Genomic DNA, 12338 nt, shown 5'->3' with positions numbered 1-12338 from the left:
AAAAATAAAAGGTGTGAACGTACGTACATTCACACCTTAAAACGAAAAATAGAAAGGGTAACAATTAGCCAACAAGAACTTTTTAGCTATTAAGAAACACCACAAGAGAACTCGTTCTAGCTTCGCTAGAACATCGGAAATTCAGATGGATTCTCAACTCCACCTGAATGGAAGTTCCCACCTACGCTACGCTTAGAGGTGAGGGTCTATGACCCTTAAGTTCATATCAGTTTGATTAAGGCTGTACTCTCTTTTTCATTTCTTCTAATAAGCTATCAAAAATCGTACTAAATTCTTCCTTTATATTACGGTAGATTTCGTTCGCAATCTCTTCGTCATATGTATGAGACGTTCGATTACGGTTTTCTAACATTTTCAACCACTTATCGCCTTCGGTTATAATACCTTCCTTGAAGGCTTCTTGTATTGTTCTCCTTGGGCTTGTTACCTCTAAGTTACCATTATACTCCAAGTAGACTTTCATTAGCTTCCACGACAATTCATATGTAAATTCAAAACGTTGGATTGTAGCATCAATAACTAGATCATCTAGTTTAGGATCTCTTACTAAACTTTCATGAAGCTTCTTCAATGCCTTCTCTAGATCCCCTATTTTATCTATTATTTTGTTCATATTGCCAATCACCTGTCCTTTAGAGTTTGTTAAAAAAATCGTCTTTCCTTCCGTATCAATATATTTTTTCAACTTTTCATTTGAGATTTTATCGTAATCTAACAAATCAAAGGTGTAAATGATGTTTAACTGAGAAAGCTTTTCTTTTATACTATAAAACTTTTCATGATCATTTCTAAATTTAATAGCCATATCGATGTCAGACGCTAATTTATAGTCCCCTCTAGCCCGTGAACCAAACAAAATAACTCTTTCAATGTAAGCAGCATAACTCTTATACACATCAATAATCTTGAAAAAATCAACTTTAGGTAAACCGTATCTATTTTTTTTCTGCATCTATTCACCACATTTCTGGACAAAAATAAATTTATACTATTTATTGTATACCTAACCACCATCATGATAAACATCTACTTTAAGATTTAATTGCTCAAATTCACACGTATTTTACGTTTTTTCATGAATGTCCTACCACCGTATTGAGAACGTTTATTTAATCCTATAAAATGATAGAAAAGAACCGAAGTATGGAGGGAATATTGTGGAACTCGAAAAGTGGAAAAAAGAAATTGAGTACGATTTAAATAAACTAAATAACGAAATCGATAAATTAGAGAAATCCTATGAAGATCTTAAGCTGAAGAAGCAAATTGTTACCGAAGCGTGCGATGAATATCTTTTTGAAACCCCAGAAGAAAAAGGCTATATATTCACATTAAAAGCAGATCTACATGATCAAATCGTCAAAAAAGAAAAGCTGCTATTCGAAAGTAAGACAAATCCAAATCGATTACAGCTTGAATTGTTATTAAAGAAAATTGAACGCTATATATCCATAGAAGAAGAGGAAAAGAACTTGATACTTAAAAACTAGAATGCGGTACTCCACTGAGGGTACCCTATTTTTTTTACTTATTAAATTATTGGTGAAACTTTAAATTCTCGCAGTTATTAACCTATGAAAATTTATTTTTCAAGCAAGAAAAAATGATGATATAGCTAGACTTTATCTTTTTGTAAACCATAGGTTCAATAACCAATGGAACTTATTTTTAAATTTTCATGATATGACAACAATCCGGCTCGTGATGATAATAAAAACAACCGCGGAATACAAGGAAGGCGCGCTTTCCGTCGGAGTTGTTTATAAAATGAATGTTACTGAACTACCATTTGAACAATTAGTGGAAAAATTTGAACCTCTTATAAAAAAACAAATCAAACAGTTGAATCAAACTGTGCATTACGATGAATTATATCAAATTGGCCTAATTGCTTTATGGGAAGCAAGTAAAAATTTCGATGAAACGAAAGGATACTTTCCTAGTTTTGCTCAAAAATATGTCAGAGGAAAAATGCTTCACCATCTCAAAAAAGAACAAACCTTTCAACAACGTTTCCAAATCTACCTTGAGCCTGAGTCAGTCGAAAAAATCCCAGCACAAGAGTTTCAAAAACAACGTCCCTTCCCTTTAGAACGTATCGTTCCACTTCTTTCAAAAACGGAGCGTATTTGGTTTGTTGAGTATTATGAAAATGATATAGGACCTACAGCTATCGCTAAACAATACAACGTTCCTGTCGACACAGTTAAAAAGTGGCGTAAGAGGGCAATCGAGAGGATACGATCAAACCTCAAGACTAGTGAATTATTAGACCTGGTTGATTTCTAGATTAGAAACATAATGTAGGAATTTGGGGTCCAAAGTTTCGAAGGTTTTGATAAGGGGGAACGGACTACAGTTCCGTTAAATCATTTTTAATATTGGCCAACAGTGGTTCCTTTATATTTTTACTAATTTTTTTAAAATAAAGGAACCACTGCTTCGAAAAGAGTTATTTCTCTTCACTTTTTAAGCTTCTAGTATCGCCGTTGCTGCCAACGCCACGCATCTATACACATCTCTTCAATTCCCTTTGTAGCTTCCCAGCCTAATTTCTCTTTAGCCTTTATCGGGTTTGCATAACATGTAGAAATATCGCCAGGACGTCTTTCAACAATTTTATAAGGAACGTGTGCCTTTGAGGCTTTCTCGAATGCTGCAACTATTTCCAGCACACTATACCCTGTTCCAGTACCAAGGTTATACGCATCAACACCAGCTTCATTTTTTATTTTTTCTAACGCTTTAATATGCCCTTTAGCTAAGTCTACAACGTGAAGGTAATCTCTCACACCTGTTCCATCAACCGTTGGATAGTCATTGCCGAATATATTCAAATGTGGCAATTCACCGATCGCTACTTTTGTAATATACGGCATTAAGTTGTTCGGTATTCCGTTTGGATCTTCACCAATTTTCCCACTTTCATGAGCTCCAATTGGATTAAAGTAGCGAAGTAATGCAATGCTCCAATTTTGGTCTGAGACATACAGATCTCGAAGGATTTCTTCAATCATTAATTTTGTACGCCCATAAGGATTTGTAGCACTAAGCGGAAAGTCCTCGGTAATAGGGACTTGTTTAGGAACACCATAAACTGTAGCCGAAGAACTAAAGACCAATTTCTTCACACCAAAGTTAGCCATAACCTCGCACAATAGTAAGGTCCCGGTAATATTATTATGATAATAATGGAGTGGTATCCTCACAGACTCCCCAACTGCCTTTAACCCAGCAAAATGGATGACAGCATCAATTTGGTTTTCCTCAAAAACACGCTCTAACTTTGCTTTATCTAAGATACTTATTTCATAAAAAGTTATCTTTTGACCTGTAATTTCCTCAACTCTCGTAATCGATTCATATTTACTATTGGATAAATCATCGATTACAATCACTTCATATCCAGCTTCTAATAGCTCTATGCACGTATGACTCCCAATATATCCGGCACCACCAGTAACTAAAATCGACATTATGTACCTCCTATTTTTTACTACAAGCGTTAACCTTCATTATACTATTTGGCTATCAGACTATACAATGATGAAAGTTCGTTTAACAAAGCTTCACTTAAGTCATTTTCCACAAAAAAATTGTAGATGTTCTGGCTAAGCAAACAATTATAAACACCCTTTTTATCCAAAAATATGAACAAAGAGGGTGTTGTTGTTTTTTATCCCACTCTTAAGGGGCAGTAAGACCCCCACCTCAAAACGTAAGAAAATCGAGAAGTTTAGGTGGGGGATTAACTGCCCCTAAAGGTCCGATATAGAATAACTTTCATCAGTGAAGCTGATGATTAGTTATTCTTATGCCTGTGGTATAAGTTGAACTAACAATCAGTGGGGGATGAAGGAACCCCCCCACTGATTGAAGTTCAGCTTTATTGTGTTCAATTCTTAATCTCTATTAAATATATCTCTTGTGTAAACTTTCTCTCCTACATCAGCTAAATTAGCTTCTAGTCTATTTGAGACGATAACATCTGAGATTTGTTTAAACTCGTTTAAATCTTTGATCACTCTATAGTTCTCAAAGTAGTCTTCGTTTAGAACTGGCTCGTATATGACAACTTCAACGCCCTTGTCTTGTATCCTTTCTATTATACCTTGGATTGCTGATGCCCGGAAGTTATCCGAGTCTGTTTTCATTGTCAAACGATAAATCCCGACAACTTTAGGGTTCTTTGCAATAATTCTAGAGGCAATGTGATCTTTTCTTGTATCATTCGCTTCAACAATCGCTGCTATCATGTTGTTTGGAATTCCAGAAAAATTTGCTTTTAGCTGTTTTGTGTCTTTAGGTAAGCAGTAACCACCATAACCAAATGAAGGATTGTTATAATGCATTCCGATTCGTGGATCTAACCCTACTCCTTCAATAATTTGCTTTGTATTTAGTCCGTTTAATTCCGCATACGTATCAAGTTCATTAAAATAAGCGACTCTAAGTGCTAAATACGTATTTGAAAATAACTTAACCGCCTCAGCCTCAGTCGAGTTCGTAAACAATACCGGAATATCCTCTTTCTTGGCACCTTGCATTAATAAATTTGCAAATGTTTTTGCTCGTTCTGAATTTTCACCAACGATAATTCTAGAAGGATATAAATTATCATACAAAGCCTTTCCTTCACGTAAAAATTCAGGCGAAAACATAATATTTTTTGTTTGAAATTTTTCTTTTATCTCCTTCGTATAACCAACTGGAATCGTCGATTTAATGACCATTACTGCTGACGGATTTATCGACAACACATTATTAATAACGCTTTCGATAGATTTTGTGTTAAAGTAATTCGTTTCAGGATCATAATCAGTCGGTGTTGCAATAATAATAAATTCTGCTTGCTCATATGCTTTTTTTATATCTGTTGTCGCGACAAGATTTAGATTTTTTGTCGTTAAAAACTCTTCAATTTCCCTATCAACAATTGGAGATTTTTTTTGATTAATCATCTCTACTTTTCTTTCATCAATATCAACTGCTATCACTTCGTTATGTTGGGCTAATAAAACCGCATTAGACAAGCCTACATAACCTGTACCAGCTACTGCTATTTTCATTTGTTCTCTCACCCTCGTTCCAATTTCATCGAAAATTTCAACTTTATTTACGATATATCATTATTTTACAGAAAGCCGCCTTAATTGTTGCTAATTTTACTGTTACTTTTAATTAAAATTACTATTTTTAATAAGTTAATGCGCCCGGCTTGTTTATTGAGAATATTACATCTTCTAAATTATATCGAAAACGATTAAATTAACAAGTCATAATAGTACTTTTTGAATAAGAATTTTATAATGTTTAAACACTATTTCTATTCGCTTCTAGTATGGCAAAGTCGTCGCTTTACTATTACATAAAGTTACTAGGTGTCACTAATCTGATATAACCTTAAGCAGTTTACAAGACTCTCACATTCTTTGTAAACAAATTGAACTATTTGTGAATTGTAAAATGGGACAAGCATTATTCTGAAAATTATAGGTATACTATTCTCGTATATTGCTTTTCTCACATTAAAAGAATAGGTGGTGGAAAAACATGTTTTGGATCCAATTAATTATCGTTTTGGCTTGTATCCTAGTTGGGGCACGAATCGGTGGTGTTGGTCTCGGGGTTATGGGTGGTATTGGTTTGGCCATCTTAACGTTTGGTTTTCAAATGCAACCTACAGCTCCGCCAATTGACGTAATGCTAATGATTTTAGCAGTAATTACTGCTGCAGGTGCGTTGCAAGCTTCCGGAGGGTTAAATTATCTCATCATGCTAGCAGAGAAAATGTTACGCAAAAATCCAGATCATATTACATTTATGGCCCCCATTACAACGTATTTATTTACGTTTTTTGCGGGAACAGGGCACGTGGCCTATAGTCTCTTACCAGTTATTTCAGGGGTTGCTCAAGAGTCGAAAGTTCGCCCAGAGCGGCCACTCTCTATTGCCGTTATCGCTTCTCAACAAGCAATCACAGCGAGTCCCATCTCAGCAGCAACCGTAGCCTTATTAGCAATTCTTTCTCCTTTTGATATTACGTTGTTGCAAATACTCGGTGTGACCATTCCAGCTACTTTCCTTGGGATCATGATTTCTGCATTTTTAATTCGAAAAAAAGGATTAGAGCTTGAAGACGATCCTGAATACCAACGTCGTTTGAAAGATGGGTTAGAGCCTATGAAACAAGAACGTGCGAAGTCTTTAGAAGTGACGAAGCAATCAAAAATCTCTGTTTACTTGTTTTTATTCGGTGCAGTTTTCGTTGTTTTATTAGGTAGCTTCCCTGAACTCAGACCAACTTTTGTAGTTGGCGAAGAAGTTACTCAGTTATCAATGGCTTATGCCATTCAAATTATTATGTTAACAGTTTCAGCACTTATTATTTTAATATGTAAATGTAATGTAGAAAAAATTGTCACTGGAAATGTATTCAGATCAGGTGTTGTTGCAGTCGTTGCTATTTTTGGTATCGCATGGTTAGGAGATACTTTCTTCCAAGCAAACTTAGGGTTAATTCAAGACAATATCTCTAGCTTAGTAACAACTCTCCCATGGTTGTTTGCATTAGCTTTATTCGTTCTATCAATTTTAGTAAACTCTCAAGCTGCAACCGTTCGAGCATTAATGCCATTAGGACTTAGCCTTGGAATTTCTCCATTTTTCTTAATTGCCATGTTCCCTGCTGTTAATGGTTACTTCTTCATACCAAACTACGGACCATTATTAGCTGCTATTAATATGGACCGAACTGGGACAACGAAAATTGGTAAGTATGTATTTAACCACAGTTTTATGGCACCAGGACTAATTGCCAGTGTGTGTTCCGTGGTAATAGGGTTTATCTTAGTTTTCTTATTCTTTTAAGAAAACACCCAAGCGTTCAACACGCACAAACCAACCAGCATGAAAGTATATTACTTTCACAGAAAGCGTAGAGCACCTTGCTCACGAACGATAGGCACTTTAAATCCTTTTACAGAAGCCGCTTTTTAACTTCCGATAAAGACTGAAGTGGCAAAGCTCGCGGGCGCTGAAACTAGACAGTTTCCAACCGCAAAAACTTCTTTTTCCTTTTAAAAGGAAGAGTGTGTCAGAAAATTTATTTTCGGCACACTCTTTTCTATTTTTAGACAAATTGTTAATCGCTTTCAAAGGGTGACAAATTATTCACCTACCATATATAATAAAAAAAAGGAGGTGAATAGCATGGAAGGCACTTTATCTAAAGTTCTCGACCAACTAAATGTATTGACCAAAGGTGTAGGTACCTTAACTACCAATGTTGGTACATTGACTACCAATGTTGATACATTAACTAAAGATGTTGTTTCAATTAAGAAAGATATGAATTCAATGAAGTCTGATATGGATTTAATGAAAAGTGATATGGGCCTAATGAAGTCTGATGTGGACTTAATGAAAAGTGATATGGGCCTAATGAAGTCTGATATGAACTTAATGAAAAGTGATATTACTTCATTACAAGAAGGTCAAAACGTACTCGCTGCTGAACAAGGTGAAATGCGCAAAGAGGTTGCCTTTTATTATGGAAGTATGATGAAAAAACTCGATGAAACAAAAACTGAATTAAGTAGTGAAATCAAGCAATTCTCTACTATCCAAAAGCAGCATCAACATGTTTTAGAGTATATTAACCAAAAACAATAACCTTACTTACCAATTTACTTCGAAACAATACCACGCTTTGACTTCATGTTCTTACGAAAAATAACATAAATTCAATGTTTCAACACTTAATAAGGTCACACAATAATATTAGACATACTCCCCATGACCGAACTCCGAACGTATCGATTTATTTAATGTAACTACCTCACAAGAAGAACGGTTACTTTAAAAACTAAATACACAAAAGTAACCTTCTTCCCACATTTCAAAAATTGAAACATGGGCAAAGGTTATTTTTTTGTTTTTTTGAGGGGTCTGACCCCCGCTACATTAACGCTCTAACTCATTAAAGCTTATTGGACGGTCAAAAGCATACTGCGATACTGAATATCATTTATTCTCTACATATAATTTGTACGCTTCCTTACTTTGCTCTGGAAAATATGATAAGATTTTTTGAGTGGTAATATGAGGATTTATTTGTTCGGAGACAAGGGCGTTAAAACTACTCCATGGATAATCTTGAGGATATTTTACCATCTGTGCTTTGACAGGGTTCAAATGAATATATCTACTAACTTCAAGAAAATACTGAGAACTATCAATTAGTTCAGCTCCATAACGTCCTTGAAATAAATGACCTACTAGATCATGTCTTTTATTAAAGTACATGGCGTAACGGGAATTTAACATTTTCATTATTTCTTTTGGATGATGGTCGATGGTTTCTAAAAGGAGATGAATATGGTTGGTCATGAGACAATAGGAATGAAGAACAAACGGGTATAAAATGCAGGTTTCCTCTAACAATTGCAAATACTTGAATCGATCTTTATCATCGTAAAAAAGAGCCGATCGACGGTTTCCACGTTTCGAAATGTGGTATATTGCACCCGGAAACCAAATTCTTATCTTTCTTGCCAAATTTAAATCACCTCAGTTTTTCATGGTTTCATTGCAATATTAGTAATTCAACAAAATATTGTAATTTCCTTCTTAGGTTTAAAAAAATTTTTCAATCATATTTAATAATAAAGAACTACTATATAGCTGCACCGTTTCCATGAGTTAATCATCCCAAAGAGTAGACCGTGTGGTAGTAACACTCGGCCAAACCCACTTTAACGCTTTAACTCAGTGGGGGTCAGACCCCCGAATTGTATTTTCACTACTTTTAAGTTATCATTGAGTAAAAAATTCTAAATATTTTTAAATTGATGGGTATATATGACAGTGAGAGAGAGGGATTGTACCGTGGTAGAAAACGTAATTCGTAGATTAGAAGATTTATTTTCTGAAATGGTTCAACTTAGACGCCATTTTCATCAGTATCCAGAACTTTCGTTTAAGGAAGTCGAAACAGCAAAGACGATTTTTCAGTATTTAACTGATTTAGGAATTGAATGCAAAGAGAATGTGGGTGGGCGTGGCGTTGTTGGTATCATACACGGTGGAAAACCTGGAAAAACCGTGGCCTTAAGAGCCGACTTTGACGCTTTACCAATACAAGAAGAGACGAATGTTGAGTTTAAATCCCAAAACCCTGGTGTGATGCATGCATGTGGTCACGATGCACATACAGCAACTTTATTAGTTTTAGCAAAGGTATTACAAGAAAATAGAACTTTTCTTCAAGGTAATATCGTACTTATTTTTCAATTTGCTGAGGAATTGGCACCCGGTGGAGCAAAGCCAATGATTGAAGATGGCTGCTTAGAAGGTGTAGACGCGGTATTTGGCACACATATATGGTCAACAATGCCTATTGGTGAAATTGGGTTCTGTTACGGTCCAATCATGGCTGCAGCTGACTCATTTGAAGTGACAATTCACGGAAAAGGTGGACATGGTGCTGCTCCTCATGAAACTGTTGACTCTATAGTCGTAGCTTCAACACTAATAACAAATTTCCAACAAATCGTTAGCCGTAATGTCGATCCACTGAAATCCGCGGTCGTAACTGTCGGTTCATTCCATGCTGGCGAAGCTTATAATGTTATTTCTGATACTGCCAAAATAAAAGGAACTGTCCGTACGTTTGAGCCTGAAGTTCAAGATGATATTATCGAGAAGCTAGAACGCTATGTGTCTGGTATTTGTATTGCTTCTGGTGCAGATTATGAATTCAAATATCGAAAAGGCTATCCGACTGTCATTAATCATGACTCGGAAACAGCTTCTCTTGTAGCGAGCGCTAAACAAATTATGGGTGAAGAAAATGTAAAGCAAATGGCGCCTGTGATGGGCGGTGAAGATTTTTCCTATTATCTTCAGCATGTACCAGGAACCTTCTTTTTTACTGGCGCTGGGAATGTCGATGAAGGCATCGTTTATCCACACCACCACCCTAAATTTAACATCGACGAGCGTTGCATGTTAGTTGCAGCAAGAGTATTAGCACAAGCCACTGTTGATTACCTTGAAGAGGGAGCTTCAGCAACCCCTGATGATACAAATATACATTCAAACTAAAGAAACCCCAGCTTGTATCAAGCTGGGGTTTCTTTAGTACTTTAACGTGGTGGGGGTCAGACCCCAAGAGTTAAGTATATTTATTAAAAAATTACTAAAAATAAGATAGATATTATAATTTTTTCGCTTACGTTTTACTACTTAAGAGCCTCTTGGCGTCTACTTTACTTTATTTTAGGAGGCGTTTCTATGTGGAATGCCCTTTTTTGGGGGACTTTCGCTGCTTCAGCAACATTATTTGGTTCAGTTTTGGCATTGAAATTCTCCATCCCAAGCCGAATTATTGGCTATGTTATGGCTTTAGGAACTGGTGCATTAATTGGTGCAACGACTTATGAACTGCTACAAGAATCGTTAGAAATTAGTGGTTTTATAGAAGTAGCAATTGGATTTTTGGGTGGCTCACTACTTTTTACTATATTGGACTATTTTATCTCGCATAAAGGTGGGCATCAACGAAAAGAAGCCCAACGTCCTACTGTCAAAGATTCTGAGCAGCAAAGTCATGGGAAAACTTCCGGAATGGGTATTTTTATTGGGAGTGTTATGGATACACTGCCAGAGTCTGCGATGATTGGTATGAGTTTAATCGGTGGTGGCAAAGTAAGTTTAGCGCTAGTGGTTTCTGTTTTCATTAGTAACATTCCAGAAGGGTTATCTAGTACGGTAGGCCTACGACAAAGCGGCTTTGCAAAAAAGAAAATTTTAGTGATGTGGGGACTCGTTGTCTTTTTTTCTGCTTTATGCGCCCTAGCCGGTGCCACACTTTTGGATGATGCACCAAATAGTATCAAAGCAATCGTCAGTAGCTTTGCTGGTGGGGCCATTATCGCGATGATCGCCTCAACCATGATGCCCGAAGCTTACAAAGAAGGTGGACCTACCGTCGGATTCGTCACCTCAATTGGTGTTTTCATCTCATTATGGCTACATTATATGTAGGGAATCAGGGGTTACTTTAGCGGTTTAAAGCAGTGGGGGTCTGACCCCCATACAAGGAGTGTATTAGGTGAAATTATTTAAGGCTGTGCTTTTGATGAGCATATTACTAATGATCGGCTGTCAACATACTGATGAAACAAAAGAGGATAACCGAATTATTGAAGATTTCTCTGAGGTAGTTGAAGAGAAGGATTACATTGAAGTAAAAGAAGATACAAAAAAGGAAATAACCGTTACAGTAGGTGCGATTGGTGATGTATTACTTCATAAGCGCCTTTACCAACACGCGGAAGTGGATAATGGGCGGTATGATTTTATACCTATGTTACAAGGAGTTGAAGACCTTTTACAGTCACCTGACTTTTTAATGGCAAACATCGAATCAATACCAGGTGGTGTAGATATCGGCTTATCCACCTATCCAACGTTCAATAGTCCTCAAGAAATTGTGACTGATCTACAAAGTTTAGGAGTCGATATGGTGATTGGCGCAAATAATCATACTCTAGACAAAGGAATAAAAGCAATCGATAGCGCGATTTACTTATACGACGATGTTAAAATGCCTTATGTTGGGATGTACCGTGATACGGAAGATAGAAATAATGCTCGCATCGTAACAGTTGAAGACGTTTCGCTTGGTGTGCTCGCCTACACATACGGGACAAATGGTATTCCTATTCCTCAAGGTCACGAAGATGTAGTAGCATTAATCGATCCAATACGAATCGTTGACGATGTTCAGAAGCTGCGAGATCAAGTAGACATCGTCATTGTTCATATGCACTGGGGATCTGAGTATGAACGTAAACCTAATCAAACACAGCGCGACCTCGCACAAATCTTATCCGCTGCAGGAGTTGATATTATTTTTGGTCACCACCCTCATGTCTTACAACCTATCGAACGGCTAAAAGATAACGACCAAGAAACAATCGTTTTCTTCTCGTTAGGTAACTTTTATTCAGGACAAAACTTTGATTATACCGATATAGGTGGAGTGGCAACTGTGGAAGTTACTAAAGTGATTGAAGGAGATAAAAGTTCGGTGTCACTTCATTCTCCACAAATTGAGCCCACTCTCGTGCTACATAAAAAGAATGGCTTCTTTGTTGTACCAATGTCTGAAGCAGATAGCCCATCTATTTCAGGGGCAACACTTGAAGACATTGTTGAACACACTCAGGTTGAGTGACGGACTTTGAGGAACTGTCACTTTAATGCTTTAAACCAGCGGGGGTCTGACCCCCATAAATAAAAAACGAGTG

Annotated in this window: 11 protein-coding genes; 7 read left to right on the top strand and 4 right to left on the bottom strand. The window is 36.6% G+C overall.

The features are described from left to right. Positions 1-235: 235 nt before the first annotated feature. The gene (locus BKP45_RS06745) at positions 236-973 is read right to left on the bottom strand and encodes an HI0074 family nucleotidyltransferase substrate-binding subunit (protein ID WP_071388889.1); all 738 of its coding nucleotides are present in this window, start codon (positions 971-973) and stop codon (positions 236-238) included. A gap of 205 nt (positions 974-1178) precedes the next feature. Here BKP45_RS06745 and BKP45_RS06740 point away from each other — a divergent pair, with 205 nt between their 5' ends. Both BKP45_RS06740 and BKP45_RS06735 read left to right on the top strand, forming a co-directional pair. Further along, positions 1179-1511, top strand: coding sequence for a hypothetical protein (locus BKP45_RS06740; protein ID WP_071388888.1), 333 nt, complete (start codon positions 1179-1181; stop codon positions 1509-1511). 277 nt (positions 1512-1788) lie between these two features. Further along, entirely contained in the window at positions 1789-2310 is a 522-nt protein-coding gene (locus BKP45_RS06735; protein ID WP_071388887.1) for a sigma-70 family RNA polymerase sigma factor, read from the top strand. 188 nt (positions 2311-2498) lie between these two features. On the opposite strand, the gene galE is transcribed toward BKP45_RS06735, so the two are convergent. Both galE and BKP45_RS06725 read right to left on the bottom strand, forming a co-directional pair. Continuing rightward, positions 2499-3497 carry a UDP-glucose 4-epimerase GalE gene (gene galE / locus BKP45_RS06730; protein WP_071388886.1) on the bottom strand — a complete coding sequence of 333 codons (999 nt, stop codon included), beginning with the start codon at positions 3495-3497 and terminating at the stop codon, positions 2499-2501. A gap of 426 nt (positions 3498-3923) precedes the next feature. Then, complete coding sequence (locus BKP45_RS06725) at positions 3924-5090, bottom strand: nucleotide sugar dehydrogenase (RefSeq protein WP_071388885.1); 1167 nt, start codon at positions 5088-5090, stop codon at positions 3924-3926. Between the two features lie 484 nt (positions 5091-5574). Here BKP45_RS06725 and BKP45_RS06720 point away from each other — a divergent pair, with 484 nt between their 5' ends. Next, positions 5575-6891, top strand: a complete 1317-nt coding sequence (locus BKP45_RS06720) for an anaerobic C4-dicarboxylate transporter family protein (protein ID WP_071388884.1) — start codon at positions 5575-5577, stop codon at positions 6889-6891. A gap of 342 nt (positions 6892-7233) precedes the next feature. After that, positions 7234-7695, top strand: a complete 462-nt coding sequence (locus BKP45_RS06715) for a hypothetical protein (RefSeq protein WP_071388883.1) — start codon at positions 7234-7236, stop codon at positions 7693-7695. Positions 7696-8046: 351 nt separating this feature from the next. Here BKP45_RS06715 and BKP45_RS06710 read toward each other — a convergent pair whose 3' ends face one another. Further along, positions 8047-8580, bottom strand: coding sequence for a transposase (locus BKP45_RS06710; protein WP_071388882.1), 534 nt, complete (start codon positions 8578-8580; stop codon positions 8047-8049). A 330-nt stretch (positions 8581-8910) separates the two neighbouring features. Between BKP45_RS06710 and BKP45_RS06705 the strand changes: the two genes are divergently transcribed. The 3 genes from BKP45_RS06705 (at position 8911) to BKP45_RS06695 (ending at position 12265) form a co-directional block, all read left to right on the top strand. After that, positions 8911-10128, top strand: coding sequence for a M20 metallopeptidase family protein (locus BKP45_RS06705; RefSeq protein WP_071388881.1), 1218 nt, complete (start codon positions 8911-8913; stop codon positions 10126-10128). Positions 10129-10317: 189 nt separating this feature from the next. Beyond that, positions 10318-11070, top strand: coding sequence for a ZIP family metal transporter (locus tag BKP45_RS06700; RefSeq protein WP_071388880.1), 753 nt, complete (start codon positions 10318-10320; stop codon positions 11068-11070). Between the two features lie 67 nt (positions 11071-11137). Next, positions 11138-12265 (top strand): CapA family protein, encoded by a 1128-nt coding sequence (locus BKP45_RS06695; protein WP_245747389.1) that lies wholly within the window; start codon positions 11138-11140, stop codon positions 12263-12265. Positions 12266-12338: the final 73 nt, after the last annotated feature.

The organism is Anaerobacillus alkalidiazotrophicus (assembly GCF_001866055.1).
Note: the sequence above shows the minus strand (reverse complement) of the source record. Positions and strands in the feature narration are given on the sequence as shown.

Bases quoted from the DNA above. Each gene is read 5' to 3' on its own strand.
- BKP45_RS06745 (WP_071388889.1), bottom strand. From the start codon at position 973: ATGCAGAAAAAAAATAGATACGGTTTACCTAAAGTTGATTTTTTCAAG.
- BKP45_RS06735 (WP_071388887.1), top strand. From the start codon at position 1,789: ATGAATGTTACTGAACTACCATTTGAACAATTAGTGGAAAAATTTGAA.
- galE (WP_071388886.1), bottom strand. From the start codon at position 3,497: ATGTCGATTTTAGTTACTGGTGGTGCCGGATATATTGGGAGTCATACG.
- BKP45_RS06725 (WP_071388885.1), bottom strand. From the start codon at position 5,090: ATGAAAATAGCAGTAGCTGGTACAGGTTATGTAGGCTTGTCTAATGCG.
- BKP45_RS06720 (WP_071388884.1), top strand. From the start codon at position 5,575: ATGTTTTGGATCCAATTAATTATCGTTTTGGCTTGTATCCTAGTTGGG.
- BKP45_RS06715 (WP_071388883.1), top strand. From the start codon at position 7,234: ATGGAAGGCACTTTATCTAAAGTTCTCGACCAACTAAATGTATTGACC.
- BKP45_RS06700 (WP_071388880.1), top strand. From the start codon at position 10,318: ATGTGGAATGCCCTTTTTTGGGGGACTTTCGCTGCTTCAGCAACATTA.